This window comes from Streptomyces sp. NPDC092045, assembly GCF_044756005.1.
Classification (GTDB): domain Bacteria; phylum Actinomycetota; class Actinomycetes; order Streptomycetales; family Streptomycetaceae; genus Streptomyces.
The window spans coordinates 80,137-106,915 of record NZ_JBIVSC010000018.1; the positions used below are offsets into that span (position 1 = coordinate 80,137).

General features: G+C 69.8%; 22 protein-coding genes and 7 pseudogenes. 12 read left to right on the forward strand and 17 right to left on the reverse strand.

Going from position 1 to position 26,779, the window contains the following annotated elements; translation table 11 throughout:
• Positions 1-44: 44 nt before the first annotated feature.
• Positions 45-401 (forward strand): hypothetical protein, encoded by a 357-nt coding sequence (locus ACIQKA_RS28685; RefSeq protein WP_402542832.1) that lies wholly within the window; start codon positions 45-47, stop codon positions 399-401.
• Here ACIQKA_RS28685 and ACIQKA_RS28690 read toward each other — a convergent pair.
• The 5 genes and pseudogenes from ACIQKA_RS28690 to ACIQKA_RS28710 form a co-directional block, all read right to left on the reverse strand.
• Positions 391-986, reverse strand: a pseudogene (locus ACIQKA_RS28690) (transposase). The gene ACIQKA_RS28685 and the pseudogene ACIQKA_RS28690 sit on opposite strands and share 11 nt — an antisense overlap.
• A 506-nt stretch (positions 987-1,492) precedes the next feature.
• Positions 1,493-1,624, reverse strand: coding sequence for a hypothetical protein (locus ACIQKA_RS28695; RefSeq protein WP_383150577.1), 132 nt, complete (start codon positions 1,622-1,624; stop codon positions 1,493-1,495).
• A 30-nt stretch (positions 1,625-1,654) separates the two neighbouring features.
• The gene (locus ACIQKA_RS28700) at positions 1,655-4,858 is read right to left on the reverse strand and encodes an RHS repeat-associated core domain-containing protein (RefSeq protein ID WP_402542833.1); all 3,204 of its coding nucleotides are present in this window, start codon (positions 4,856-4,858) and stop codon (positions 1,655-1,657) included.
• A 561-nt stretch (positions 4,859-5,419) separates the two neighbouring features.
• A complete protein-coding gene (locus ACIQKA_RS28705) occupies positions 5,420-5,785 on the reverse strand; it encodes a hypothetical protein (RefSeq protein ID WP_402542834.1) in 366 nt (121 codons plus the stop codon).
• A 126-nt stretch (positions 5,786-5,911) separates the two neighbouring features.
• Positions 5,912-6,748 (reverse strand): hypothetical protein, encoded by an 837-nt coding sequence (locus tag ACIQKA_RS28710; protein WP_402542835.1) that lies wholly within the window; start codon positions 6,746-6,748, stop codon positions 5,912-5,914.
• A gap of 1,423 nt (positions 6,749-8,171) precedes the next feature.
• Here ACIQKA_RS28710 and ACIQKA_RS28715 point away from each other — a divergent pair.
• Positions 8,172-8,669, forward strand: coding sequence for a hypothetical protein (locus tag ACIQKA_RS28715; protein WP_402542836.1), 498 nt, complete (start codon positions 8,172-8,174; stop codon positions 8,667-8,669).
• A gap of 82 nt (positions 8,670-8,751) precedes the next feature.
• On the opposite strand, the gene ACIQKA_RS28720 is transcribed toward ACIQKA_RS28715, so the two are convergent.
• The gene (locus tag ACIQKA_RS28720; RefSeq protein ID WP_402542837.1) at positions 8,752-9,348 is read right to left on the reverse strand and encodes a TetR/AcrR family transcriptional regulator; all 597 of its coding nucleotides are present in this window, start codon (positions 9,346-9,348) and stop codon (positions 8,752-8,754) included.
• Between the two features lie 63 nt (positions 9,349-9,411).
• Between ACIQKA_RS28720 and ACIQKA_RS28725 the strand changes: the two genes are divergently transcribed.
• Positions 9,412-10,290: an SDR family oxidoreductase gene (locus ACIQKA_RS28725; protein ID WP_402542838.1), complete on the forward strand. Its 879-nt coding sequence runs from the start codon at positions 9,412-9,414 to the stop codon at positions 10,288-10,290.
• 623 nt (positions 10,291-10,913) lie between these two features.
• On the opposite strand, the pseudogene ACIQKA_RS28730 reads toward ACIQKA_RS28725, so the two are convergent.
• A pseudogene (locus tag ACIQKA_RS28730) lies at positions 10,914-11,709 on the reverse strand (IS5 family transposase); the annotation flags it as partial.
• Between ACIQKA_RS28730 and ACIQKA_RS28735 the strand changes: the two are divergent.
• Both ACIQKA_RS28735 and ACIQKA_RS28740 read left to right on the forward strand, forming a co-directional pair.
• A pseudogene (locus ACIQKA_RS28735) lies at positions 11,635-12,093 on the forward strand (hypothetical protein); the annotation flags it as partial. The pseudogenes ACIQKA_RS28730 and ACIQKA_RS28735 overlap by 75 nt on opposite strands.
• 239 nt (positions 12,094-12,332) lie before the next feature.
• Positions 12,333-12,791, forward strand: a complete 459-nt coding sequence (locus ACIQKA_RS28740) for a MarR family winged helix-turn-helix transcriptional regulator (RefSeq protein ID WP_383431512.1) — start codon at positions 12,333-12,335, stop codon at positions 12,789-12,791.
• A gap of 165 nt (positions 12,792-12,956) precedes the next feature.
• Here the strand turns inward: ACIQKA_RS28740 and ACIQKA_RS28745 are convergent.
• A pseudogene (locus tag ACIQKA_RS28745) lies at positions 12,957-14,033 on the reverse strand (IS701 family transposase).
• 39 nt (positions 14,034-14,072) lie between these two features.
• On the opposite strand from ACIQKA_RS28745, the pseudogene ACIQKA_RS28750 reads away from it, so the two are divergent.
• A pseudogene (locus tag ACIQKA_RS28750) lies at positions 14,073-14,850 on the forward strand (transposase family protein); the annotation flags it as partial.
• Between the two features lie 155 nt (positions 14,851-15,005).
• Positions 15,006-15,770: a GNAT family N-acetyltransferase gene (locus ACIQKA_RS28755; protein ID WP_402542865.1), complete on the forward strand. Its 765-nt coding sequence runs from the start codon at positions 15,006-15,008 to the stop codon at positions 15,768-15,770.
• 48 nt (positions 15,771-15,818) lie between these two features.
• Here ACIQKA_RS28755 and ACIQKA_RS28760 read toward each other — a convergent pair whose 3' ends face one another.
• Positions 15,819-16,694, reverse strand: coding sequence for an IS5 family transposase (locus tag ACIQKA_RS28760; protein WP_402542839.1), 876 nt, complete (start codon positions 16,692-16,694; stop codon positions 15,819-15,821).
• 181 nt (positions 16,695-16,875) lie between these two features.
• On the reverse strand, positions 16,876-17,202 hold the full coding sequence (locus tag ACIQKA_RS28765) for a hypothetical protein (protein WP_402542840.1): 327 nt from the start codon (positions 17,200-17,202) through the stop codon (positions 16,876-16,878).
• Positions 17,203-17,773: 571 nt separating this feature from the next.
• On the opposite strand from ACIQKA_RS28765, the gene ACIQKA_RS28770 reads away from it, so the two are divergent.
• Positions 17,774-18,277, forward strand: coding sequence for a MarR family winged helix-turn-helix transcriptional regulator (locus ACIQKA_RS28770; RefSeq protein WP_383431504.1), 504 nt, complete (start codon positions 17,774-17,776; stop codon positions 18,275-18,277).
• 105 nt (positions 18,278-18,382) lie between these two features.
• The gene (locus tag ACIQKA_RS28775; protein ID WP_402542841.1) at positions 18,383-19,042 is read left to right on the forward strand and encodes an IS701 family transposase; all 660 of its coding nucleotides are present in this window, start codon (positions 18,383-18,385) and stop codon (positions 19,040-19,042) included.
• Positions 19,043-19,193: 151 nt separating this feature from the next.
• Here ACIQKA_RS28775 and ACIQKA_RS28780 read toward each other — a convergent pair whose 3' ends face one another.
• On the reverse strand, positions 19,194-19,421 hold the full coding sequence (locus tag ACIQKA_RS28780; RefSeq protein ID WP_402542842.1) for a hypothetical protein: 228 nt from the start codon (positions 19,419-19,421) through the stop codon (positions 19,194-19,196).
• Between the two features lie 39 nt (positions 19,422-19,460).
• On the opposite strand from ACIQKA_RS28780, the gene ACIQKA_RS28785 reads away from it, so the two are divergent.
• The gene (locus ACIQKA_RS28785) at positions 19,461-19,628 is read left to right on the forward strand and encodes a hypothetical protein (protein ID WP_391096883.1); all 168 of its coding nucleotides are present in this window, start codon (positions 19,461-19,463) and stop codon (positions 19,626-19,628) included.
• A gap of 665 nt (positions 19,629-20,293) precedes the next feature.
• Positions 20,294-21,976, forward strand: a complete 1,683-nt coding sequence (locus tag ACIQKA_RS28790; protein ID WP_402542843.1) for a choice-of-anchor P family protein — start codon at positions 20,294-20,296, stop codon at positions 21,974-21,976.
• A 192-nt stretch (positions 21,977-22,168) separates the two neighbouring features.
• Here the strand turns inward: ACIQKA_RS28790 and ACIQKA_RS28795 are convergent, their stop codons facing one another.
• Positions 22,169-22,840, reverse strand: coding sequence for an ATP-binding protein (locus ACIQKA_RS28795; protein ID WP_402542844.1), 672 nt, complete (start codon positions 22,838-22,840; stop codon positions 22,169-22,171).
• A 158-nt stretch (positions 22,841-22,998) separates the two neighbouring features.
• On the opposite strand from ACIQKA_RS28795, the gene ACIQKA_RS28800 reads away from it, so the two are divergent.
• Positions 22,999-23,166 carry an STAS domain-containing protein gene (locus ACIQKA_RS28800; protein ID WP_402542866.1) on the forward strand — a complete coding sequence of 56 codons (168 nt, stop codon included), beginning with the start codon at positions 22,999-23,001 and terminating at the stop codon, positions 23,164-23,166.
• Between the two features lie 21 nt (positions 23,167-23,187).
• On the opposite strand, the gene ACIQKA_RS28805 is transcribed toward ACIQKA_RS28800, so the two are convergent.
• The 5 genes and pseudogenes from ACIQKA_RS28805 to ACIQKA_RS28825 all read right to left on the reverse strand — a co-directional run.
• Complete coding sequence (locus ACIQKA_RS28805; RefSeq protein ID WP_402542845.1) at positions 23,188-23,931, reverse strand: hypothetical protein; 744 nt, start codon at positions 23,929-23,931, stop codon at positions 23,188-23,190.
• 609 nt (positions 23,932-24,540) lie between these two features.
• Positions 24,541-24,819: pseudogene (locus tag ACIQKA_RS28810) on the reverse strand (RHS repeat domain-containing protein); the annotation flags it as partial.
• Positions 24,820-24,834: 15 nt separating this feature from the next.
• Positions 24,835-25,308, reverse strand: coding sequence for a hypothetical protein (locus tag ACIQKA_RS28815; RefSeq protein WP_402542846.1), 474 nt, complete (start codon positions 25,306-25,308; stop codon positions 24,835-24,837).
• Positions 25,309-25,421: 113 nt separating this feature from the next.
• Positions 25,422-26,000: a GNAT family N-acetyltransferase gene (locus ACIQKA_RS28820; protein WP_383431492.1), complete on the reverse strand. Its 579-nt coding sequence runs from the start codon at positions 25,998-26,000 to the stop codon at positions 25,422-25,424.
• A 155-nt stretch (positions 26,001-26,155) separates the two neighbouring features.
• A pseudogene (locus ACIQKA_RS28825) lies at positions 26,156-26,775 on the reverse strand (transposase); the annotation flags it as partial.
• Between the last annotated feature and the right edge of the window lie 4 nt (positions 26,776-26,779).

The following is a 26,779-nucleotide window of genomic DNA, read 5'->3' on the forward strand; positions in this document are numbered from 1 at the left end:
CGCCGTTTCTTACGGCTGTCGGAGCGGCATGGGAGTCTCCGGGCATGAGCTACGACCTCGCTGTCCGGGAAGGCGAGGGGCCGGCGGATGACAAGACCGCCGGCCAGATCTTCGGCGACCCGTACGAGCGCTACATCGACAGCGAGGCGGAAGAGCCTCCGTCCGAACGCATCGCGGCGTATGTCGCCGTGCTGCTTGAGCGGTGGTGCGACCTCACAGAGGACGACGAGGACACCTCGCCCTGGTCGACCGGCCCGCTGATCGAAGAAGCCAGCGGGCCGCTGATCTGCTTCCCCATGCGATTCAGCATGGCCGAAGAGGCGTCGGCCCATGCAGCGGCCGTGGCCGAGACCATGGGGCTGGTCTGCTTCGACGTGCAGCAGGACCGGCTCAGGCCGTGACCAGGGTGCTCAGGCGGTGGTAGCCGATCGGAGTCGCCGCTATACCGGCGAAGGCAGGGAAGTGCTCGGGCTTGCGTTCGTAGCGGCGGTGCAGCCTTCGGCAGCCGATCGGCCAGGACACGGTTCGCTCGACCACCCAGCGGTGTCGGCCCAGCCGTTTCGAGGATTCGAGGCCCTTGCGGGCGATGCGGTGGCGGATGCCGCGGTCGGTCGGATTCGGTTCCGTCAAAGGCCTCCTTTTGTCGCCCGCACACTGACCGAGTCGATCGCACACCTCGACCGGACCGGCTCGCCCCGCGCCCCGAGTTCGTCGAGGATCACACGGTGGAGCCGGGCCCAGACCCGCTCCCGGCTCCACTGGGCGAACCGGCGGTAGACCGTGGGCCGGGCCGGACCGAACACCGGCGGCAACTGACGCCACGCGCACCTCGACGTCGCCACGAAGATGATCGCTGCCAAAGCCTCACGGTCACCCGCCCGGCGCCGGCCACCGCCCTGCGGACGTATCACCTCAGTCGGTGGCACCACCCGCCGGAACAGCACCCGCAACTCGTCCGGCACCAACCGCTCCACCAGATCCGTCATGCACGGAACAGCGAACGATCACACCATAAGGAACGACGCCTGAAGAGCGTTTTGTCCTGCAAGGGGTGTTGGGTAAGGCGGCGGATAGCGGTCGCTCCTGGGGCGGACGCGGTAGCCGGCCGATGCGGTTTCTCTGGTCTTCCCCGGCCCGGCCCCGGCCCGGCCGCGGCCGGGCCGGGGGCGGGTCAGTCGGTGGCCGGGGGCGGGCCGGTCGGTGGCCGGGGGTGGGGTGGTGTCGACGGCGCCGGGCGGCAGGATCCGCAGCGCCCGTACGGCGGCGGAGCCGACGTGTCCGTCGGCGGTGGCGATGATCGAGGCGGTCAGGAGGCGGAGCCGGGTGGCGCAGGCGGGCACGTCGGGGCGCAGGTCGAGGCGGCCGGTTTCGGGGTCCTGGCCGGTGGCCTGGGCAACGGGTCCCGCTCCTGGACGTGGGGGGAGGACGCTGTGAAGCGTCCTCCCCCCTCGCCGAATAGATCACCTATGGAGCCACGGCACGTCGGCTGCGACTACTTCCTCTTCCGCGCCTGTGCGATGCCGAAGATGACGAAGGCGAGGATGGCGATACCGAACAAGAGCCACAGGGGGACACCGTCGAGCCCCTTGTAGGCTAGGACCGCCGTATCAGTGGCTGATTGCACGAGAGCTCCTTCGGTCGAGGTTTCCTTGGTTCAGCTCGTGGCGTCTTCGTAGGCCGACTCGGTCGCTTCGCCGACCGCCATTCCGCCGACGGCGCAGGGGACTGCTCCGGCGCCTCCGGTCAGGTAGGTGCAGCCGGCGGTGAACGCCTTGTCGGCGGCGAAGCTGAGCGCTGTTCCAGCAGCCGCCTTGTAGTCGCCCGTCACGAGCTGACCGGCGAATTCACCGACCGCGATGGCGTCTCCGGCCTTGCCAACGGTGTCCATCACGCCGTTGAGACTGAGGGTCCCGTGCGGGTCGATGCGGTTGACGGGGTCGCCTTCGGCGTAGAGGTAGGGGTTCTTCTCCTGACCGGAGGGGTCGGTGCTGGTGAAGCGGCCGATGTTGGGGTCGTAGTAGCGGGCGGCGAAGTGGTAGAGCCCGGTGGCGTCGTGGTAACCGCCGGCGAACTGGTACGGCTGCGGAACCTGTTCCGAGGTCCCGGCACGCTGGACACCGCGGGGGCTGTAGGAGTACGAGTTGACCTTCGTGCCGGCCTCGTCGGCGAGCGCCACGACCGAACCGAGCGCGTCGGTCAGGTAGTAGTAGGACTTGCCGCCGGTCGTCATGGAGTTCAGGGTGCCCCCGGGTTCGCGGTTGAATCCCGTGTCGACGCCCCCGAGGCTCTTCGCGGAAAGGCCCAGCGGCCCGTTGTGGAAGTACGTGTCGCCGAGCTTGATCCGCTCGCTCTGGTCCGTCGAGCCGTACTGGCCGGCATAGGTCTTGCCCCCGACGGTGACCGAGGTCATCTGGGAGTGGTCGGACCAGGTGGCGGCGGTGCGGGTGCCCTCGGGGGTGGAAGCGCCGGCGGTTTCGTTACCGACCTTGTCGTACGACCAGTTCGTGGTGACGCCGTTCTTCGCGGTGATCTGCTGGGCGTCGTTGACCGTGTAGGTGGTGCCGCGGGGGCAACCGGGGTCGACGCCCTGGGAGGTGAGGTTGCCGGCCAGGTCGTAGCAGTACTGCCAGGACGAGTCGAGGGTGGTGCCCTTCTCCTCCTTCGCGTAGGAGAACCGGCCCGCGCCGTCATAGGTGTACGTCGTCTTCATCCCCGCGACCGTGTCCGTGCGGGTGCGGACCTTCACGCCGTCCTTGGGGGCGGTGGTGGTGCTGGCGTCGTGGTCGTAGCCGTAGGTGTAGGCGAGGTCGACCAGCGTGCCCTTGGGCGATGTCGCCCGGATCCGCTCCGGACGGCTCGACTTGTCGAGCGTGACCTCCTGGGCGGTCCCGCCGGGGTACGTCGTCTTCGTGCGGACGTCGTTGTTGTTGTACGTGTACGTGGTGACCTTGCCGGTCGGGTCCTTGAGCTCAGTGAGCTTGTTGACCTCGTTCCAGGTGTAGTCGGTCAGGCCGGCCGGGTCCTCGTACGTGTCCACGTTGCCGGCCGGGGTGTAGGTCAGGCGGGTCTGCGAACCGTTCTGCAGGGTGCGGACGGTCTCACGCGACAGCGGGTCGAAGGCGTAGGTGGTGACACCGGTGCCGTCCGAGCGCAGGGTAAGGTTCCCGTCTCCGTCATAGGAGTAGGTGACCATGGCGTAGCCGGAGGTGTCGACCTTCACGATCCGGTCGCGGTGGTCGTAGGTGTAGAGGGTCGTGACCCCCCGGCCGTCCTTGGCGGAGGCGGGCCTCCCGAGGTCGTCGTAGGTGTAGGTCGTCACACCGAGCGGGGCCGGAGGAGTGACCTTGGTCAGGTTGCCCCTCGCGTCGTACGTGAAGGAGGTGGAGACGGACTTCGTCGACGACATCTTCGTCGTGGCCTTGCAGCGCTGGCCCTCGAAGCCTCCGCAGGTGGGCGTGGCGGGGTTGTATTCGAAGGACTGTGTCCCGCCGCCGGTACCCGTCACCGCGACCGACTTCGTGTTGCCGGCCGCGTCGTAGGTGTAGTCCGTCTTCTCACCGTCGGCGGTCGTCATGGACCCGGGCAAATCTGCGCCCGACAACGTCTGATAGCCGGCCACGGCGGCAGTGGCGCCGGTGGGCAGCTTCGCCGACGTGAGGTTGTTGCGGGTGTCCCAGCCGTACGTGGTCACGTTGCCGCCGGTGCCGCCGACGCCCATCGCGTCCGTCGCGGTCTGCACGTTGTTGTTTCCGTCGAAGGTCTTCGAACGGGAGCGACCGAGCGCATCGGTCACCTTGGTGACCTTGCCGTCCGCATCGTGTTCGTACTTCGTGGCGTGCTGCTCGGGGTCGGTGACGGTGGTCGTCCCGGCGTTGGAGGGATAGGTGCCGGTGTAGGCGTAGGTGTAGGTGGGGCCGGTGTGTCCGGAGGCGCCGGTCTGGGTGGCCCGCAGCATGGAGGTGACCCGGTTCTGGGCGTCGTAGGTGAAGACGGTCACCCTTCCCTCCGGGGTCGTGACCTTGGAGACGCGGCCGCTGGAGTCGAAGGCGTAAGAGGTGGTCTTGCCTTCGGTGTCGGTCGTGCGCGAGAGGTTGTCGTCGGCGTCGAGGTCGAAGACGGCGGTGCGGCCGGTGTGGTCCTTGGCCTGCCACTGGTTGGGATAGGTCTTGACCAGGTCGACCCAGCGGCCCGAGCGGGTCTCGGTCAGCTTGAAGCCCTTGTGCTCGCCGGTCTCGTCGTGCTGGTCGACCGTGATCGTGCCCTTGTTGCGGTCGGTGACCTTCGTCAGCGTTCCGTTGGCGTCGTAGGTGTCCTTCACACCGGACTTGCGGTCGGTCAGGGTGTAGGTGTCGTCCGCGTTCTTCTTCAGGTCCTTCGAATATCCCTTGGGCGTGGTGAAGGTACCGTCGGCGTTCGTGGTGAAGGACAGCGTGTCACCCGTCGCGTCGTAGACGACGACGGAGTTCGTGAAGACGTGCAGGTAGCGTTCGTACTCCTGCCACCAGCGGTCCGAGACCTTGCCGTAGGGCGCGTCCAGCGAGTTGTACGTGCGGGCGAGGCGCAGTTTCCGTCCCACGCCGGCGACCTCGAAGTCGGTCGCGGCGAGCATGAGGTTGCCGTTGGACAGGTTGATCCGCGCGACGAGGGAGTCGGTGATGCGGAAGTCCGAGATCTGGTGCCAGGGCACCGCGCCCTGTCCGTTGGGCACCCATACCAGGGTTCCGGTCTCGCCGGCCGGGCCGTTGGCCGTGACGCGACCTCCGTTCGACGGGACGCCGCCGGTGCGGGCGCGTTCTTTCTGTGCCGCCTGCCAGGCCGCCTTTTCCTTCGACGGCACCGCCTCGGGCTTGCCGGGCACGGGTTTGGTCGATCCCACCTTGACCGGCGGGATCTCCAGAGGCGCTGCCTTCTTGCCCCAGACCGAACCGGGGCCGGGGTCGGGCGCGGGTGAGGCGGCGAGGGCCGGTAGCGACGAAGCGCCCAGTGTGAGAACCGCGATCGCCGCGGTCAGAGAGAGTCCCGCCGTTGTGCGGGCACGCCGAGAAGGCGTGCCGGAAGCACGCGAAGTCATGCACTTCCCCCCACGAGAAGAGATGTCACAGCAGCCCCACCGGCCGCTGGCGCCGCACACGCTGCCACAGCCGCTTCGCGACCGGCCGGGGCCTGCCCGCCATCTCGTCGCACACACGGGCGAGAAACGGACAAGTGTGCGACCGGTCTTTCCGCCTCAAATCATGCCGCCGGGCAACACCTGCCACGTCTCAAGGCACTTTTCCCGGGAAGCAAGCTGACCGGAAAACGTTTTCCGCCGAAGCAGCCGGATCGCATCCTGTCCCCCTGATCACAGAGTCGTCGAGTACGACCCAAGACGCACTGTCACGGAGACGTTGCCCGCACTTGAGGCGTGAGGTCAGCGCGCCTACTTCGCCTGTCGGTGGAACAGGCTCCGGACCGGGGCAGAGTCCACCCCGGACGTGGCCTGGCGGTGCGCCTCGAGCGCGCGACGGCAGCCGGCCGACGGACCGGGGCGCGACACGGATGGGATGGGCGAGGTCGGGTCGACGGCCGTGATGGCGGAGCCGGTGTTCCCGGGTGCGGGTGGCAGGAGGTGCAGGGAGCGCACGCCCGCGTGGGGCACCCGCTCGTTGGCCGCCGTGATCAGCTTCGGCGCGATCCAGCGCACCTTCGTGCTGTACGCGGAGGCGTCGGGGATGACGTCCAGGCAGCCGGTGCCCGCGTCGAAGCCCACCGCCTTCACACGCCCGACGGGTTCGAGCGCGGCCACGACGAGGATGGTCTCCCACTGGGCCAGGACGCTGCCACCAGCGGCCGGGGCGACCGGGCCGCGCGTGTTTCGGGCCGTCTCGCGTATTCCCGCACAAGGCCCCGTTGGTCAGCGGCGCAGTCCGGTCTACGAGGGCTGTGCGTCGAAGCGGCTCCAGGGGAAGTCGTAGGCCTTCAGCGGGGCGAGGGTCTCGCGGTGACGTGTTCCGAACGCGGCATCCGCATGGTTTTCGTCGGCGCTGATACTGGCCAGCAGGCCAGGGGCCGCGTAGAACAGGTGGCCCCCGTAGGCGGGCATGTAGGGGCGGAGGGGGACCGGACGCAGGGAGCTCCGCAGCGGTTCGAGGCGCTCGGTGGGCATGACACAGGTCCAGGCGTTGAAGGGTGCGATGCCGGACGCCTGCTTGAGGGTGAACTGGAGAAGGAAGCGGCTGAGGGGCTCCGCTTCGAGGACCGTCTCCGGATCGTCATCGTCACAGGGGTCCTCGGTGAGCCGGACCGGGGGGTCCACATCCTCCGGGCCGCCCTGGGGCGGCCAGGGAATGGACCAGTCCGCGCATCCCTGGTTCTCCACCGCGAAGACCAGCCGGCCGCCGTCCCGCCTCGTGACGTGCCGTGGGTGCAGGAGGATCGGGTGGCAGAAGCGGTACAGGGCGGGGCGCACGCGGGCCAGACGGTGGAACGCGGCGAGCGCCTTCGGCAGAAGAGCGAGGATGTCGTCCGCGGGGGCGTCGGGGTCCGGCGGCGCGTCCTCGGCCGGGTACCAGCCCAGGACCAGCATCTCCAGCGCGCGCACGGGGTCCGTGTCGACGTGGTCGACCCAGTCGACGGACAGCGGTGGCCCCTCGACGTACGTCCCGGGAGCGGGCGGGGTTCGGGACGCGGCGGTCCAGGCCCTTGCAGCCGCGTCGCCCGCATCCGTGCTCATGCCGTTCCGGAAGGGACCGGCTTCCTTGGTATCCATGCTGTGCTCCCTGCATCCGTGCATTCGCCCATTCGCGCGGATCCTGGCACGAGGATCCGACAACGCGATCGTGGGACGAGCGGGCCGGCCGCTCGCTGCCGTATCGTCGGTGACGCCGGGGGCGGTGAACAGGGCACTGGTGATCACGGTGTCCTTCCGTCCGACGTGCCCTTCCGGTAGCCATCCCCCCCTCCTGCCCGGCGATCATGGAGACACTCCACGCCGCGATCTGCGGGTTCCCACTGCGGTTCGTCGTCGCCCCGGCGCCCCACCGGGCCGCGAGGCCGAGAATTTCGGCGCGAGCCCCGGAGGGGGCCCGGCCGATCGGCTCGACATCGTCGAGCCGGACGAACGGACCCCCTGTCGCATCGGCCTGGACCGCGACCAGGTGGTTGCCCTGGTCGTAGACAGCGCTCACATGGCAGTCGTCGTACGGAGTCCAGCGCCAACCGTCGACCGTGCGCTGTCCGCCGCCGTTCCACCTGCCGCCCAGGGCCGCCTTCGCCTCCTCATGCCCCATCCCGAACCGCAGCGGCCCCACCGCCACCAAGGGATCGAGGACCCACCGCGCCCGCTCCTCCGGCTCTTCGCGCCACCAGCACGCCCGTGGAAGCTGCTGTGGGGGGCCATGGTCCCGTCGCGTACTGGATGCAGTGAAAGAGCTGCCCGGGCAAACGATTGAAGAGGTGCGCCGGGCGGGCGCGTGCCAGTCTCCTTGTTCGTCGCGGCGCCTGCGGTAGTGGTGTTCGGCACCTGGCGAGACGTTGGGAACGAAGCGTTCACCACCGGCGACCCGCTCGGGCTCGTGCGACTCTTCGGCATCGCCGAACAGATCACCATGCGCTACGCCGGCATCGCCTACCCGGAACGAAATGCGAAGCTGCCCGGGTGGCAGGCATCCGCCGAGCCCGATGCCGCAGCGAAAGCCCGTGGCGGCGACGCAGCGGGTCCGACACCATCCCTGTGTGGTTGTGATGCAACCCGTTCTGGATACCTTCGCTGCCGGCGACTTCGTCCTGTGACCGGTTGGCGAGCACGAGTCGTACGGCTGCCTCGTACTGGACGGGAAGCGGACTCCGGCGGAAGTCGGCACGGCGGTTATGCGGATCGCCGAGTGCAACAACTTCGAGCCGGACGAGGAGCACGGGCCGTGCCCGACCGACCCGCTCGGCGCGTTCCTGCACGGACTGCTCACCATGCCCGACCTGTTCGCCGCCGGCGGGTTCCGGGTGGCCGACATAGCCACCGACAATGCCCCGCCTGCGGGGACGAGAGACCGCTGGTGTCGAACTCGACCGGGCACGGCTGAGTAAAGCTGTGCTGTGGGTGCGCACGGGTGCTGGTGCCGTGTCCGTGCGGTCAGCGGCACCGGTTCGCCACGGAGACGCCGTTCAACCGGAAGGGGGTTTGGCAGCGGGCGCACATGAGTAATGACGGCATGCCGAACCCGCACTGGCCTGTGAGACAGCCACTCAGATGCGGCACCGCGAACGCTCAGGAAACCAAAGTCCGTACATCACGGCGAAACCACACGCCGGACCACCACAGCCATCAGCTGACGTACGGGTTCCGGCCTCCCCACGCTAAGGATTCCGGGAACCCGCGCGCTTTCAGCCACACCGACAGCAAGGCCTCGTTACTGCTGGCCTTCGACGGCACGGCCCTGGCCGATCTGGCCGGCCTCGCCGACAAGCCATTCCCGCTATCCACGCGGATCGCCGGCGGAGCCACCGTCCTCACCCTCGCGACCGCCGCCGTGCTCCTGCTCCTGCTCCTGCTCCTGCTCCTGGTCGTACGGCCCAACTTCGGCGGTCGCCGGACCGTCCGCGAAGGCCGCCCCGCTGGGCGGACTACCTCGCTGCCTGCTCCAATGACGAAACGGGATCGCAGGAAGGATCGTGATGTCGGTGGCCAGTTCTGATTCCCAACCGACGGCCCCGGGGAGTCATCTGGCCGTGCCTGCACCAGGCCGCAGAGTCTTCCTCGACTGGGAGCGGCGCCTGTCACGGCAGTTGGTTGAATGCCTGGTCGGCGTCGGCCACGGCCTCGGGGTGGACGTCGTGGGCGGTGCGACCGTCGGCGATCTTCTGCCAGTTGGTCCGGGCGAGCACCCGTTGCACCGCGAGCACCTGGGCGGCTAGCAGGCGTGCCTGGATGTCTTCGCCGAGGGCGTCCGCCAGTGCCTCCTCGTCTTCGAGCTGGTACCGCGTGAGCCGTCCTGCCAGGCTCGGTGTGGTGAACACCAGCCGATGGAACGCCACCACCTCGGGGTGATCGCTGAGACCGGTGACAGGGTCGTACCGATCGAGGCCTGCCCGGAAGTGCCGGTGCAGCGCCGTCACCGGCTTGATGCCGGACTCGCGGTCACGTACGACGCGTGCCGCCTCGCCCTGGTGATCGGCAAACCGGTGCAGCACCAGGTCTTCCTTGGTGGGGAAGTACCGGAAGAGAGTCGGCTTGGAGACCTCGGCCGCCGCGGCGATGTCGTTGACCGAGACGCGGTCGAAGCCGCGCTCCAGGAACAGCGCGACGGCCGCGTCTCCGATGGCGTCGCGCGTCCGCTCCTTCTTGCGGGCCCGCAGTCCCGTCGACTCGCTCATCTGACCACTGTAACATTCTTAACCGAGTTGCCTTTCTAACCGAGTAACGTTTTCATGGGTGGCATGAATCAGACAGATGCTCCCCCCGTGCTGGTCACTGGGGCGACGGGCCGGGTCGGTCGCCTCGTCATCGACCAACTGCTCGACGCGGGCGTGCCGGTGCGTGCCCTCGCCCGTCGCTCTGGGGCGGCGGTGACGCTGCCGGCGAAGGCCGAGGTCTTCGTCGGTGACCTCACCGCGCCTGAGACACTCGACCCGGCATTGGACGGCGCCGGTGCGGTCTTCCTCGTCTGGACCGCCCCACCTCGGACTGCGGAGGCAGTCGTCGAGCGGCTGGCAGCCCGCGTGCGGCGGATCGTCTTCCTCTCCTCCCCGCATCAGACGCCGCACCCCCTCTTCCAACAGCCCAATCCCATGGCGGTGCTGCACGCCGACATCGAGCGGCTCATCGCGGCCACCGGACTCGAGTCGACGATCATCCGGCCGGGGATGTTCGCGTCGAACTCGCTGGCCTGGTGGGCGCCCGCGATCCGAGCCGGCGAAGTCGTCCGGTGGCCTTACAGCGCTGCCGAGGCGGCACCGGTCGACGACCGCGACATCGCAGCCGTCGCGGTACGGACGCTCTATCAGGGCGGACACGTCGGAGGCGACTATGTCCTTACGGGCCCCGAATCGCTGACCCAAGCCGCGCAGGTGGACGTCATCGGTGACGCCCTGGGACGCCGGATCGCATTCGAAGAGATAACGCCAGACGAGTTCCGAAGCCTGTGGGCGGGTACGGTGCCCGGCTCGGCCATCAACATGCTGCTCACCGCCTGGAGTGCGGCGATCGGACAGCCTGCCTACATCACCACTGCGGTGGCCGACATCCTCGGGACGGCGCCGCGAACGTTTCGTCGGTGGGCCGTTGACCACGCCATCGCGTTCACTGAGGGTTCGTAACCCCGTCGACCGCGAGCTGCGCCTCAGGCCGCAGCCTTCAGTCCGACGTCGTCCGGCCCTCGCCCCCGGAACGCGCCGAGCGCGTGAGGCGAATACAGCTCGAGGCATCGTACGCGCCAACAGGACGCGCGCTTCCAGTCCAAGTGCGCGACATCGAGTGGCACCTGTTGGCCCGGCTGAACAGTGCAGGGTCAGAACGCCGTCTCTTCACCAGAAGACCGCAAAGTAGTCAGCGGGTTCATCATGCTCCTTGCCGCCCGCCGACACCCGGCACCATGAACCGGACACGGCGACATCGCCGTACGCCTCACCCTCGATGCTCGTGGCCTGGAGCATGCACGCCCCGCCAAAGGACAGTGGCCGGACACCGACCCCGTCGCCCTGGTCCTCACCCATCCCGGCACCGAGACCCCCTCACCGGCCCGCTCCACCGCACCTGGGCCCGGATCCACGGCACCTGGACGACGTCGTACCGCCCCCTCGACCACACCCACGCCGAACGCCACCTCCCACCCGACCTCGACCTCACCACCTGAACATCGCAAAGCGGCCCCTTCCGCCCGGGCCCAAGCCCCGGGCGGAAAAGCCGCTTTTTTGCGTTCTAACTGATCCCTTCGGAATGAGGTTCGGAGTCGTCGCAAGCAGATGACGCCGCAGGCGAGTTGGAGCAGGCCAAGGTGGAGGTCGGCGCTTATCTCGCAGCGGATGCGGAGGTGTTTGAACTGGTGGAGCCGGGCGAAGGTCCGCTCCACGAGCCGGCGTGTCCTGCCCGGAACCGAACCGTGCGGGACGCCGGGTCGGGCGATCTCAGGTGTGGTGCCGCGGGCCCGGAGGATGCGGTGGTACTTGTCGTAGTCGTAGCCGCGGTCGGCGGACAGTCGTCGCGGCCGGTGACGAGGCCGGCCCATCAGGCCGCGGGTGCGGGCAATCGCGGCCAGCAGCGGCGTCAGCCGGGTGACGTCATGACGCTTTCCGCCGGTCAGCGTCACAGCAAGAAGAGTGCTGTGACGGTCGACGATCAGGTGGTGCCTGCTGCCCGGCCGGGCACGGCCGACCGGCGAAGGTCCGGTGTGAGCCCCCCTTTCAAGGCCCTGATGCGCGAGCCGTCGATCGCGGCGCCGTCCATGTCCAGCAGGCCGGCCTTGCGCAGTTCGGCCAGGAGCACTTGGTGCAGGCGGGGCCAGACGCCGACCTCGGTCCAGTCCCGCAGGCACCGGGCCGTCACTCCACTGCACACCCGGTCAGCTCGGCGGGCACGTCTCTCCGGCTGACGTTCTTGCGCAGCACGTGCACGGTGCCCTACAGAGCCGCACGGTCGTCCGCCGACAGGCACCCGGGATACCGATGACGCCGCGGCGGACGGGGCGGCAGCGGAGCGACGCGTTCCCACAGGCCATCAGGCACGAGATCACCCGACACCCGCGCCACTCTGCCGCGACCACGCCCGACCGCCAACCCCCAACACCGAACCCATTCCGAAACGATCAGGAAGATCGTGTCCTGTGCGGTGAGGCACTGGCGCTGGCGCTGGCGGGGGACTTCATCGCGGGCCTGATCGACGCCGCCATGCAGGCGGACGATCCAGTGGAAGCCGTCGACACGTTCTTCGTGCCCTGGCGCGACCGACTCGTCGAGAGCGACTTCAGGGCCGGCTGGCCGATCGTGACGGTCGCCGTCGAGACCAACGACGACGCACCCCGGCTTGCCCGCTCCGCCGCCGTCTTCGCCCGCTGACAGGAAGCCCTCGCAGGACTCCTTGCCCGGCAGGGGCTGACAGAGGAACGCAGCCGACGGCTCGGCGCCTTCATCATCGCCGCGGTCGAAGGCGCGGTGATCATGTGCCCGGCCGAGCAGAGCACCGCCCGATCGAGGCAGCCGCCGCCGAGTTCCACGACCTGCTCCTCCACACCCTGCGCGACCGCCCGGGCAAGTGAGCAGCGCCCTCTCGGAGAGTCGACCGGTACGCCCTTGACCTCAAGTCTGGTTGAGCTTCTACGGTCGATCTCGTCGAACCGACTCAGACAACGACAGGGATTGCAGCCGTGGAGTACTCGCACAGTGACGCCCATTTGATCAAGCAGCCCATCGGCTATTGGAGTTGGGCGGCCTACAGGGCCGTCATCGCCCGCACCCGGGCCGCCCTGGCCGGGATCGGTACCACCCAACCGCAGTGGTGGGCCCTCGCACAGGTGGCGAACGCCGATACCGTCAAGACCCGTGACGAAGTGTCCCGTCTCCTTCGGAACTACCTCGACACCGGCCCGGAAACCATGGAGTCAGAGATCGACACGATCATCGCTCAGGGCTGGATCACTGAGGATTCCGAAGGACGCCTGGGCATCACGGATGAAGGCAGGGCCTTCTACGACAAGGCCGCGGCCCTTCAGGACGAGCTCTGGGCGCAACGACACGCGGGTATCTCCGACGAGGAGTACCTGACCACCCTCAAGGTGTTGCAGCGGTTCATCCACAACACGGGCGGGCGGGCCTGGCATCACTGATGTCACGGCCGGTGGTTTCACGGCGAGGAGGGTGTGTGGCTCGGGCACGGTAGTGGCTGGTCCGGGCCCGGTCCTGGTGGCGGGTGCGCCAGCGGTGCCAGTGCATGGCCAGTCAGGTCCGGAAGGGAGCGAGGACAATCTGGTCGTACAGGCGGCGGATCCCGTTCACGGCCGGTGGCCGGGCGTCAGCGGCTGACAGGGTATTGGCCGACTCCGGGCGGTGACCAGGAAGACCATGGCGAGCACGCACACGGTGGCGTGCCGGTACCGCGAGCACCACTTACGCACCTCGTGCTCGTCCAGTCCCGCCTGTCCCTTGGCGACCTGGAACGCCTCCTCCACCATCCACCGCTGCCCGGCGGCGGTCACCAGCTCGGCCATGGTCACGCCCGGGGCGGTGTGGCACAGGAAGTAAGTGATCTCACGGACGAGTCCGCCGGTCTTCTCGTCGGGCACGGTGGAGCGGCGGATCAGCAGGTGGCGTTCCAGCCCTTCCGCTGTGGAGGCGAGCCGGACGGCTGTCCAGTCGTACTCGCGGGGGCCCTGGGCGCCGTCGGCGCAATGAGCGGCGCTCGACGCCTCCATGGGCACAAGGACGTGCAGCTCGCGGGCCTGGCGGGTGCGTCCGTCCGGCAGCTGGACCACCTCGTCCTTGGGTACCGCGAGCACATAGCGCACCTGGCGTTCCTCCAGCCAGGCGCGCGGCGCGCGGCACCGCCCGTGCGCCTCATCGGCGAGGAAGTAGGTGAAGGGCACCTTGGCGGCCAGGGCGCGTTCCAGCATGCGCCGGGCCAGCTCCGGCTTGGCCGCCACCGTGGTGGCCCGCTCGGGCGGGATGCCCTGCTCGGCACGGCGTCACTCGTGTTCGGCAGTGGTGCCGACCCAGGGCCTGCCGAGGTGGAGCTCGCGGTCGATCAGAGCGCGGCCCCGGCTTGAGCCGTACAACAGGTGGACGCTGACCCGGGCGTTCTCGATCCGGCCCGCGGTGCCGGCGTACTGGCGCTGCGCGCCCGCGGTCTTGGTGCCCTTTTCGATGTCGCCGGTCTCGTCCGCGATCAGCACCGCGTCGTCGGCGGCCAGGGCGGTGACCGCATACGCGCGGACCCGGTCGCGCAGCTCGTCCGCGTCACAGGATGCCTTCGCCAGGAAGCCCTGCAGCCGGCCAGGGTGGGGACGACCCGCGAACTCCGCCGGCTGCCACAGGTTCTTACGCGGCACCTCGCTCAGCAGCCCGCGCGCCATCGCCGCAGATTCTCCCGCGAGGCTGGACGGGCGAACAGATCGCCCACGGGGCCGCGCAGCGCCTCCAACTTCGCGAAGCTGGTGAAAGCAATGAGGGAGCGGGGCGGGAACGGTCCCGGTGGTGGCCGACCGTGGTGCCTGCCGCTGGCCGACCGGGTCCTGCTGGTGGCCGTCCACCACCGGACGAACCTCACCATGCGGCAGCTCGTTCCGCTCTTCGGGATCTCCCCGGCCACCGTCTGCCGGGCCGTCCACCGGCTGCGTCCGTTGCTGGCCCTGGAGCCCGCCCCGCGGCCGGTCGCCGACGTCGACCGGCTGTGGATCGTGGACGGAACCTCGATCCCGGTCCGCGACCGCACCGTCGAAGCCTCCTCCCGCACCTACCGGTTTTCGGCGAACGTGCAGGCCGTCATCGACGCGGACACCCGCCTGGTGATCGCCCGGGCCCGACCCGGCCCGACCGGCGCCGGGCAACAGGGCCGACGCCCCCGTGTGGCGGGAATCGGGCCTGTCGGCCACGGCGGCCGGAACGACGGTGATCGCTGACGGCGCCCACCTCGGCACCGGCCTGATAGCCCCGCACCGCAGAAGAGCCGGCCGCCCGCTCCTGTGCGACCAGGAGGAGGACAACGCCGAACACCGACGCGTCCGTGCCCGCGTCGAGCACACCTTCGCCCGGACGAAGAACCGGAAGATCCCGTGCGACTGCCGCCAGAAAGGAGACGGCCCCCACCACGCGGTCCAGGCCGTCGCCACCACGCACGACCTCGCCGTGACACGGTGGAACAACAGGCCAGAAGCCACTTCAGCCTGCTGAAGCCCGACCTTCCGCGACACCCTTTGGAGCGTGTGTCGAAAGGGCTGGTCGTCGGCGTGGCACCGCCTAAAATGACATGCGGCTCTCGCTCCGCCGTGCTGGGATGATTCCCCATGAATGATTACTTTCCCGATGAAGCCGACTTGACGTACAGGATGGAGCGGAACCTGGCGGAACACGCCTGCCATCTGCACCGGAGCATCTCCGGTGCGACCGTCACGGAGACCGATGACCTCCTGGTCGCAGACAGCGGCCTGGACGACGACACGTTCAACATCGTCGCAGCGGCCCGTTTCACCGCCGACGACGCCGCGGCCCGCATCTCCGAGACCGTCGGGTCGTTGGTCGGCACCGGCCGCGGCTTCTCCTGGTGGGTGGGACCTGCATCGACACCGACAGATCTCACCACCCGCCTGACCGCAGCCGGTCTGCCGGTGTCCGAGCGTGAGACGGCGATGTGGGCCGAGCTGGACGACACCCTGCCGAGTCCCTCCGTCCCGGGTCTGGACATCCGAACGGTGACCACGCCCGAGCAGCTCGCCGACTACGCCACGGTCCTCGCCGCGAACTGGAATCCACCCGCCGAAACCGTCCGGGACTTCTTCGCCCGGACCGCCTCCCAGGCGCTGGCCGCGACCTGCCCGGCCCGGTACCTGGTGGGCTACGTGGAGAACCGTCCGGTCTGCTCCGCCGAGGTGTTCCACCACGCGGGAGTCGCCGGCATCTACAACATCTCCACCCTGGCCGCCCACCGCCGGCGCGGCTACGGCGGAGGCGTCACGCTCGCGGCCCTTCACGCCGCCCGCGAACGAGACCACGGCATCGCGGTCCTGCAGGCGTCGGCCGACGGTGAGCCCGTGTATCGCCGCCTGGGGTTCCGCGCCTGCGGCCAGTTCGTCGAACACGCCATCAACAGCTGAACCTCCACAGCTCCGCAGAAACCCGTCCGTCGCTCCTGGTTGAGCTGGTCACAGCCATTCGTTGATGGTCGCTACGAGGACAGTGGCTTCGTAGCGGCCCGCGAGCTTGTCGTATCTCGTGGCCACGGCCCGGTTCCTTTTGAAGCGGTTGATACAGCGCTCGACGGCATGCCGAGCCTTGTGGTCCTCGGCGTTGAACCCGGGCGGCCGACCACCGAGGGAACCGAGCTTCTCGCGGTTGCGCGCCTGATCGGCCTCGTCCGGAATGGTGCAGCGGATGCCGCAGCGGCGCAGATAGGCGCGGTTTCTTCGGGAGGCATACGCCTTGTCCGCCCGCACCTGATCGGATCGGACGCGTGGTCGGCCCGGCCCGAGGCGGGGCACGCGGACCTTCTCCAGCACCGGTTCGAACTGCGGCGAGTCGCCGCGCTGCCCGGCCGTGACAACGATCGACATGGGCTCCTGCCCCTGCTCGACGGCCAGGTGCGACTTGGTGGTGAACCCACCGCGCGAGCGACCCGGTCCGTGATCATCGGACTCGGTGAACGTACCGCCCGGCGGCTCCTTCTGCAGGTTGCCCTGCTTGCGAGCCCCGGCCGCGTGTTGATGGGCGCGGCACACCGTGGAGTCGACGCCCAGGTCCCGCGCGATCGCTCCCTCCGAATCGGCCAGGGACTGGAGCCGGGTGAGGATCCGCTGCCAGGTGCCGTTGCGCTGCCACCGGCGGAACGAGTCATAGATCCGGCTCCATCGTCCGTACGCGACGGGCACGTCCCGCCACGGAACACCGGTCCGCACACGGAACCGTATGCCGTCGATCATCTGCCGGCGCGGCCAGACAAGGGGCCGTCCCACTCTCGCGTCCTTCGGCAGCAACGGTTCCAGCACCGCCCACTGCTCGTCCGTGAGATCTCCTCGTCCCATGAACGGTGATCATTCACGGCTCAAGATCCGTTTCGATGCACGCCCCAGGTCGCTCGGGTACGGCTTGCGTTCGCTCACCCCGCCACACCAGCAGACCATCTGCTGTGGGCTGGAGGGTTCCGCCCGCACTCACGCCATCACGCGAAGACATACAGAACGCAAGGGCTCATGAACCGCCATCTCAGTAGCCGAACTCAGGCGCCTGATAAGGAGCCCACCAACTCGTCAGGCCCCAGATCCCCAGGCCGACCGCGGTGACGACGACCAAGGCGGCGAGCCACGGGCGATGGAACCGGCGCAAGGCGAGCATCCAGAAGGCGAGCGGCACCAAGGCGCCCCCCGCGGCGATGAGGGGCAGGTCCACGTAGAGCACGCTGAGGTCCTGGTGCCTCCCGTCGAATCCACCCACCACATTGACCCTCGCCAGCGGTGCCCAGGCCAGCAGTACCGCTGTGGCACCCAGACCGGCGACGAGGAAACCAGCAAGACCCTTGATCTCTTCCTTCACGGCAGCTCGGACGCCACAGCCCTGCTCGCAGTTCCCGAGCCGGCCGATCGCACTACGCGTGGGGAGGTCAGCCACCACCCGCCGCTGGTGAGCGAGCCGCCAGGAACGGACATCAGCTCATGAGCCGCACTCTCAGAATTACTGAGACCTCAAACGCGGCCTTGCTGATCGTTTCGGAATGGGTTCGGTGTCGGGGGCTGGCGGTCGGGCGTGGTCGCGGCAGAGTGGCGCGGGTGTCGGGTGATCCTGTGCCTGATGACCTGTGGAAACGCGTCGCTCCGCTGCCGCCGCCCCGTCCGCCGCGGCGTCATCGGTGTCCCGGGCGCCTGCCGGCGGACGACCGTGCGGCTCTGCGGGGTCTCGTACTCCGGTGCGGTTTCGTGATGTCCCCGCCGGCTGCGTGGGTGGGCCATCGTCGGCACAGGCCGCGGTGGGCTTCGGCATGACGGCGCGGGCTGTGGCGGACCCGAGGAGTACGGCCGTCGGCAGTTCCGATGCGCGCCCAGGACGAGTTGCGGTGAACGTCGCGTTCCGATGCTTCGGCACGCCGGAGGCGTACAGCGTCGCGATCATGGAATTACCGACGGGATCCACCACCGACCAGGCGCCGGCGGACCCTGCCGCCACCGATGACGTGCTGGCCACCCAGCCGGTCGGCTACTGGTGCGGCCTGACCCAGACGGCCGTCACCCGGCATCTGCGTGACGCCATGGCCAAGATCGACGTCACGCAGCCGCAGTACTGGGTGCTCAACCGTGTGAACGGCGGTCTCACGGCGCCGAGCCGCGAGGAGACGATCGCACAGCTGACGCACCTCGCCGACGGGCCGCACGAGATCGCCAGGGTCGTCGACCAGCTGCTCCACCGCGAATGGCTCCGGATCGACGACGGGCAGCGCCTGCACCTCACGGACGCCGGGGAGGCCGCCAGAGCTCGGCTCCGTGAGTTGGCGACCGAGGTACGCGCCGTGGTCCACCGGGGCATCAGCGACGAGGAGTACGTGGCCGCGCTCAAGGTACTGCGCAAGATGGTGGCCAATGTCGGGGGCGACGGGACTTCTGGTCATCCGTTCTGATTTCGCGATCTCGTGACGGACCCGGCTGGGAACGGGTGCGGCCATCGCGTGATCATCGGGGGCTGTGTGGACTCCTGAAGATCACGCCGTGGCCGCGGCCACGGCGTGGACCGTGCCCGCCGGCGGGTGATGTTCGACCAGATCATGGCCCGGATCGCAGTCCGGTTCGGCCGAGTTGAGCCCCGGGCGACCGCCCGCGCCCACCTGCTCGGGCTGCTGTCGCGCGTCGAGCGGAAGGACTGCCGGCAGTGGGCAGAACAGGCTGGTCACGTCCGACCGGGGCCGATGCAGCGACTGCCGCGCTACGCCCGCTGGGACGCCGACGCCGTCCGGGACGACATCCGCACCCACGCCGTCGAACACCTCGGCGCCGACGGCGGCGTGCTGATCACGGACGAGACCGGCTTCGTGAAGAAGGGCCGGGCCCCGGCAGGCGTCCAGCGGCAGTACACCGGCACCGCCGGGCACATCGAGAACTCTCAGGTCGGTGCCTTCCTCGCCTGTGCCACCAGCCGGGAACGGGCACTGATCGACCGCCGGCTCCACCTGCCCGAACACTCCTGGTGCACCGATTCCGAACGCCGCCAGGCGGCCGGGACACCCGGGACGGTCCCGTTCGCGACCAAGTCCCGTCCGGCCCGGGAGATGATCACTGCCGTGCCGGACGCCGGGGTGGAGGCACAGTGGGTGACCGGCGACGAAGCCTATACGGGCAGGACCCACAGCTTCGTGCGGGTCTGGAGGCACGCGGGACCGGCTACGTGATGGCCGTCGCCTGTTCAACGCGGGTGTGGATCGACCAGGGCCGGGCCCCCGTCCGCGCGGACACCGTCGCCGAACGCCTGACCGCCACCGCCTGGCAGCGGCAGAGTGCAGGCTCCGGTCTTCCTGGCCGCCGATGAACTCGCCGGACAGATCACGAAACCGCACTGGAGTACCAGGACGCCCAGCGGCTCAAGGTGGCGGTGACGGTGTGCCGGTGGGCGCGGGGCACCGGGGTCGTCCCGTCCCCCGGCGTCTCCTCGGGGAAGCAGTCGTGGGCGGCCGTCGAGGCGCTGGACGCCGGCGCCGCACGGGCCGCGATGAGCAAGGAGCCGATCTCGGGTGGAGCGGCGGTGGACCGGATCGCCGCCCCGCTCGGCACGCCGAACACAATGAGCGGGAAAACGGCGTCACCTCGTTCGTGGCCCGCAGGTTCACCGCCCGCGGGCTGCTGGTCGACCTGTCCGGCAACCCGCAGGGGACGCTGCACCATCCCGGTCGGATCGCCGAGTTCTGCGGACGGGAGAACCTGGCCGAGCTCGTCGCCGCGGGCACCCCGCTCGGGCTCGCCCAGGCCCCCTGGGTGTGAGGAGGAGGGAGTTCGACTGGATGGTCAGGCTCGAATGGACCCCGTCTGCGGAGCGGGCCGAGGTCGAGTTCGGCACCTCGCGGACCGGTGCGGTCCGGGTCCCGCTCCACCGCATCGTCAGTGTCGACTCCCTCGCCGGCACGCACCCCGAGGCCGGCGGGGAGGAGTTCCGCCAGATCGGGGAGGGCCGACGCCCGCCGCCCGCCGCACTGCGCCCGAAGGCGGAGGCGAAAGCGGTGTCAGAACCGGCGTGGAGGCCGGGCAGGCGAGAAAGGCGGCCCCCGGGGAGACGGTGGCCGGTTCCTCTCGGGGCTGATGCGGCCGGGGCGGTAGTCGTCGGCAGATCCGTCGCGGCCGGCTACCCGAGGCGGCAGTCCCCTGGCGCAGTTGGAGAGGATCTGACGGCGCATGCGCCCGGCGCGCGCCGCCCTGCCCTCCTGTGTGCGCTGCTGCCGGGTCCGGGCGCGGCGGCCAGACTGGTCACCGTTTCGCGGCCGGGGATCGCCTGCCGCGTCGGGCCGCGACCGTCGGGCGGCCCGCGCTGCTCGACGACGGGCGTCCCGCACGCTGCGGTCGCGGTCTGCGGAGTGAATCGAGGAGGGGAAGACGTGTACAGACACTTACCGGGCCGGCCGCGCCGGACCGTACCGTTCCTGCATGCCGTCGTGACGTCCGGCCTGGCGTGCGCAGCGGTACTGGCCGCCGCATTGCCCGCGTCCACCGCACCCGCGCCCACCGGAACCGCGGCCGTGCCCGCGCCGGTGCCCCGCGCGGCGACCGTCCTCTTCGAGGAGGGGTTCGAGAACGCCCCGGGGGCTCCCCGCCTGCTGACCTCGTACACCGGAGCTCCGCCGCTCGCCGAGACGTACACCGCCGACCCGGCCTGGCTGACCGCCTGCAACGGCTGGCTGGTCTCGGCGGCCGACCCCGCCACCGCCCCGGCCGGCAGCGGCTGCGGGACGTCCTGGCCCTCTCAACAGGCCATGGCGTCGGCACTGGCCGAATGGGCCGGCGGCGACCCGGCCGCCAACCACGCCGTCACCGCGTACACCGCGGGGAACCCCGGAGCCGGAAAGACGCAGCTGGAGACGGTGCAGCCGGTGCCGGTGGCGGCGAACGGCCGCTTCCTGACCTTCTCGGTGGACGCGGCGGCCGTCAACTGCTTCGCCGCGCATCCGCTGCTGGAGTTCTCCCTGCTCGACGGAGAGCGGGCCGTCCCGGCGTTCACCGATCCCATCGACACGTGCACCGACGCCGATACGGTCACCGCAAACGGCACCCACGTCGGCACCTACGCGGGTGACGACGCCGTGCTCTTCTCGGGCCCCTCGGCCGGTGTCCGCATGGTCAACGCCCAGGCCAGCGGGACCGGCAACGACGGCGCAATCGACAACCTCCGGGTCCTGGACGCCACACCGCAGCTCAGTACGGCCTTCGACCCCGACCCGGTGGGCGTCGGCGACCCGACCACGCTGACCTTCACCGTCACCAACACCACCGAGAAGGCGGCGAAGCGCGGCTGGTCCTTCACCGAGCAGCTGCCGCCCGGGCTCGTCGCCGACCCCGGCTCCGCCACCACCGACTGTCCTTCCGGCACGGTCACCGTCGACCCCGGTGGGCACGGTCTCACCTCCGGCGGCGACCTCGCCGCCGGGCAGGAGTCCTGCACGATCACGGTCCGGGTGACCTCGGCCCGCAGCGGTACGTACACCCTGTGCGCCGTGGCGACCACCGCCCGGCACGGCATCGACCCGCCCGGCTGCACCTCGGTGACGTTCGTGGCGCTGCTCATGGACGCACACGCCCGGGCCGTCACGGCCGCCCCGACCGCGCCGCTGGCCCCTGCGGACGTCACCTGCACCGAAGATCCGGCCACCGACGGTGCCCAGCTCGGCAACACCCACATCGGCTCCTCCACCGGCTCGTTCACCTCCGCCACGACCCACGCGGCGGGCACCGCCGGCACCGGCGGTGCCCGTACAGCCACCTCCACCGCCACCGTGAACGGACTGCACCTCCTCGGCGGCCTGGTCAGTGCGACCACGGTGACCGCCACGGCCACCGCGACCGCACCCACGGCTCTGGGCACGATCGGCGTCACCGGCGCGACCACCCTGACCGGAGCCCGCGTGGGCAACACCACGCTCGCCGCCCACCCGGCTCCGAACACCGTCGTCGCCCTCCCGCAGCTCGGCACGGTCACCCTCAACGAGCAGCGGGTGTACGGCGACGGGCGCGGTCTCGTCGTCAACGCCCTGCACATCCGGCTGACCGACGGCACCGACATCGTCGTCGGCGGCGCCCGCGCCTCCCTCACCCGGACCCCGGGCCCCTGCCCCTCGCCCTGACACCAGGTTTCCCGGATCACTCCCCCACCACCGGCCCCGGCGATTCCGGGGGCCGGCCCGAGCGACCCCTTCCTGTACGCACCGACGGCGAAGGGGTCGCACCGTGCCCGGACGCAACCGACACGTGCCCGGCCCCGCGCAGGGGCCGGCCTCGCGCGCCGGGTGGTCGACTGCGAGGCCCGGCGGGCGAGCTCACGGCCGGCGAGCGAGGTCGTCGGTCGAGGCGCTGGACGCCGGCGCCGTACGGACCACGCCGAGCTCGTCGCCTGAACCGGTCAGACGGAACCGGTCACCGACCCCGTCCGGCTTGCAGAGCGCGGCGCTTGCTGAAGGTGGTGGGCGCTTCCGTGCCGCCAGTCGCACGTCCGTGTCGAAGCGGGTGGGGCGGCGTGTGGGCTCAGGCCGTGGACGGTACTGTCGTCGCCGTGTCGGCCAGGGCGATGCGGGGACGCGCTTGCCGACCGGCTCCTGCTCGACGAACAGCTCCTCCGCGACCGCTTTGATGATCTCCATACCGTGCCGGCTGACCCGGCCCGGGTCGGGTCGGGTCGGGTCGGGTCGGGCCTCGGGAAGGGACGGGTCGCTGTCCCGGACCACGATGTCCACGCTGCCCGTGCTGATGCGCGGTTCCATCGGCACGGGGCCGGGAGCGCACTTGCAGGCGTCGGTGACCAGTTCGCCGACCACCGGCGTGGTCAGGTCCCGTACCCGTTCGGAGACCGTCGGATTGTGCTCGGCGCGGGCCTTGTCCAGGAAGGCGACAGTGTGGCGGCGGGCGTCGGGGATGCGACTGCCACCCCCGCCGAGCGCGCAACCGGCGCGCATGCAGGAACCCGTCCGACAGAGGACGGGCGCCGTCGTCACGGGCCGGCCTAAGCGCGGTCGGGGGGAAGACGAGCAGCAACGAGGAAACGGACCGGCCCGAGCGGCTGTCCGTCACGCACCACACCGTCGACGGCGTCCGCGGCGCCACCCTGCTCGGCGAGATCGACCACACCACCAAGGACACCCTGCGCGACGCCCTGCCGCCCGCACAAGGAACGGCCCCGCGGGTCGTGACCGCCCTGAGCGGCGTGAGCTTCATGGACTCCAGCGGCATCAACGTCCTCGTCTTCGCCCACCAGCACCTGAACGACCTCCAGGGCCACCTGCGCATCGCCGCCCCCAGGAAGCCGTCCAGCGCGTGCTGACCCTCATCGGCATCGACACCGTCATCCACTGCCACCCCACCCTCGAAGACGCCCTCGCCGCCTGACATGAACCCCGGCGCGGTCGCGACGAGGCGACCGTCCCAGGAGAACCCGGGACGACCGCCCTCTTTCTGCACCGGCGGTCAGGCGGAGGTGGAGGAGGACGGGACGGGGCGGTCGATGTGCTGGTGGTCGACGTCGACGCCGTACTCGTCTTCCCGTGCCTCTCCGACCTGCTGGCCGACCGTCTTCGCGACCAGGATGCTCCGGTGACGGCCGGGTCGGTCCCGGTGTCCGGCCGGGATCCCAGGCGCGGGCGGTCGCGGTGGCGACGATCCAGTTGCGGAACTCGACGGCGTAGTGCCGCAGGTGGTGGTCGAGGATCTCGCCGGGGCAGGTGACGGGGAAGCGGACGGCCAGGTGTGCCGTGAGACCGTCGGTGGTGTCGCCGAACCGGATCAGCGCCCGTCCGACGACGGTGCCGTCGGCCAGGAAGAGGTTCGAGGACATCTTGCGCGGGAACTCCGCCTCCGGGAGGAGCTCGTCCGCGTCCTCGGCCCGGTCCAGCGCGTCGGTGCCCCAGCCGTCCATGTAGAAGGAGGCGACGTGGGGGCCGATGTTCTCCACCACGCGCGCGCCGATCTCGTCGGTGCCCATCACGTGGTGCTCGGGGTGCGCGGCGAGGAGCACACGCTCTTCGCCGGCGAATGCCTCGTCCATCCGGGCGAGGGACTCTCCCGAGGTGAGGCCCTGTGCCGCGAGCACGGTGGTGCCCCCTTGAAGACGCCGCCGGAGGTGCGGGCGCTCTCGCGCAGGAAGGCGTTGCCCTCCTCGATATCCGCGGCCAGAAGGTCGAGGAGTCCCTGGCGGCCCAGCAGCGTGCGGAAGCGGTCCACGGCTCGGCGGGCGTAGAAGAATGCGAGGTCGTCGATGCTCCCGGCGCCGGCGGCCCGGCTTCGAGCGTCACGGTCACGGTCGCCCGGTGGTCGGTCTCCGCGAACATCAGGTGGTGCAGAAGGCGGCCTTCCGGAAATGGGTCGGATTCCCCGCGCGGTCGCCGGTGCCCCCGTACGGCGCCCAGGACACGATCGTGCCCGTGACCGGATCCGGCAAGACGATCACGGCCCCGCCGGCGCCTTCGAGTGATTCCCCAGCGGGTGGATCCTCGTGAGGGTCCCGACTCTGGACCTGCTATCGCAGAACGCCCAGGTGTAGCAGGTGGCGAGGCACCGAGCACCGATGGTCTCGCTGGGGATACTGATGGCCACGAACCCGATCTAGCTGGCCTTGTGGGCCGGGTCCCTGCGACGTGACAGGTAGGGAATTCGTCCCGGAGTTCACGCAGTGGCAGCGGTCGGCCCGAAGGTCACCGTGTCACCGGTAAGACGACGTCTCCTGTGGCAGGAGGGCTCGTCGTGCTGGGCATGACGAGTCTTGCCGGGCGGCTGGTGCCGGATGATTTGTGGGAGTTGTTCCGCATTCGTAGCGGGTGACCACTCCTCCGGATTCCTTCGACGTGCGGTTGTCCAGGGCGTCGTACCCGTACCGGATGACTTGTCCGGCAGCGTTCTCGCGCGAGACGACCCGGCCCGCCGCATCGTGCGTGTAACGGATGGCCCTGCCGTCGAAGTCCGTCTGGGCGACAGTCCGGCCGGCCGCGTCATGCTCCTATGTCCATGTGGGGCCTTGGGGGTTGGTGAACGACAGCAGCCGCAGTTCGGTGTCGTGGTCGAACTCGTGCCGCGCGCCGTCCGGACCGTTCAGGGCCGTCAGCACATCGAAGTGAGAGTACTCGTATGCCGTGACACCGCCGAGAGCGTCCCGGTAGTGGACGCAGTCGCCCTCGCCGTCGTACGTCCACGCCTGATCGGCTCCGTCCAGCTCGACCCGGCGGGCCAGTCTGCCCTCGGTCGTCCACTCCGGTCGGGTCGCGTGGCCCAGCGCGTCGGTGATCCGTACGGCCCGCCCGAACACGTCCCGTTCGTACCGGGTGACGGCTCCGAAGGGCGTGTCACAAGTACGCGAGCGCAACCAGCACCCGGTCGACGAACACCAGACGACACTTCGGACCGACATCGGCTCCGCAGCAGGAATGGTCGCCGCGCCGCTCACGCAACACAACCCACCTGCCGCACCTCTCATAACGGGGCGAACTCGGCAACCGGCTCGGCGAGGTGCTGTCGAGACATGCCCGACAGCTCATCATGGGACAAGGCCGTGCAGGCTGACGACTTCACCTCTGCGGGCGCCGTACCTCACACCGCCCACGTCTGGCGCCGCTCCCACTGCTCCTTCGTGATCTCGTAACGCACGCCCCCGTGCTCGGAGCCCTCAACCGCCATCATGTCGTCCGGCGTGGGGATGCTCTCCACGAGCGTCATCCCGAGCTTCTCCATGACGTTGCGCGAAGAGCGGTTCACGGTCATCGTCTCGGCCCAGACCGTGCGGATGCCCAGCTCGGCAAAACCCTTCGCCAGCAGCGCCTGCGAGACCTCTGTGGCATAGCCCCGGCCCCAGGCCGCCCGGCGCAGGCGATAGCCGAGTTCGGCCTCCTCACGCGGACCGCTGCGCAGCGGACGCAGACAGAACCAGCCGACGAACGCGCCACCGTCCCTCTCGTACGCGGCGAACAGGCCGAGGTCGCAGTCCCAACGCTCGTACCCGTCAAGGATGCCGGGGATGACGAGGTCGCGCATCTCTTCCGACGGGGTAGCAGCGCCGCCGGTCAGGTAGCGCATCACCGCTGGATCGCTGTCCAACTCGATCAGCAGGTCCACGTCGCCGGCAGCGAAGGGACGCAGGGTCAGCCGCTCGGACTCCAGGTAGGTGGTCATGTGGGGATCATGGCCGAGAGGGGTCGGACGGTCCAGGAAGTTTCCGGGCCACATCTGTCACCGGGCGGAGTGTCACAGAAGCAGCATGGCGCGGCCGCCTCCATCGCTCCCCCAGCCGTAGCCAACGCCCTGGCCTGGCGTGGTGAGTGCAGTGGTAAGCAGCGCCGGTACTCGTGGTAGTCGTAGCCGCGGTCGGCGAACAGTCGGCCCGGTCGGTGCCGCAGCCGCCCGCGAAGTCCGCGGATACGGGGGATCAAGTCCAGCAGCGGCGTCGACTGCGTGACCCCGTGCCTGTTTCCACCGGTCAGCGAGACGGCCAGGGATCTGCCGTGTCGGTCGGCGATCAGGTGGAGCTCGCTGCCCGACCGGGCGCGGTCGACCGGCGAAGGTCCGATGCGAGCCACCCTTTTGAGAGCCCGGATGTGCGAGCCGCCGATCGCGCAGTCGTCCATGTCCAGCAGACCGACCTTGCGCCACTCGGACAGGAGCACTTCGTGCAGGCCGGGCCAGACATCGGCCTCGGTCCAGTCCCGCAGCCGCCTCCGGGCCGTCACTGCACTGCCCCTGGCCCGCTCGGCCGGCGCATCCCTCCGGCTCGCCTTCTCGCGCAGCGCCTACACGATGCCCCGCGGAACCGCACGGTCATCCGCCGGCAGACACCCCGGATACCGATGACGCCGCAGAGGTCGGGGCGGCAGCAGCGGGCGATACGTTCTCACAGGTCATCAGACACGAGATCAAATGACAGGTCCGTGGCCAGCAGATCCACAGTCAGCCGC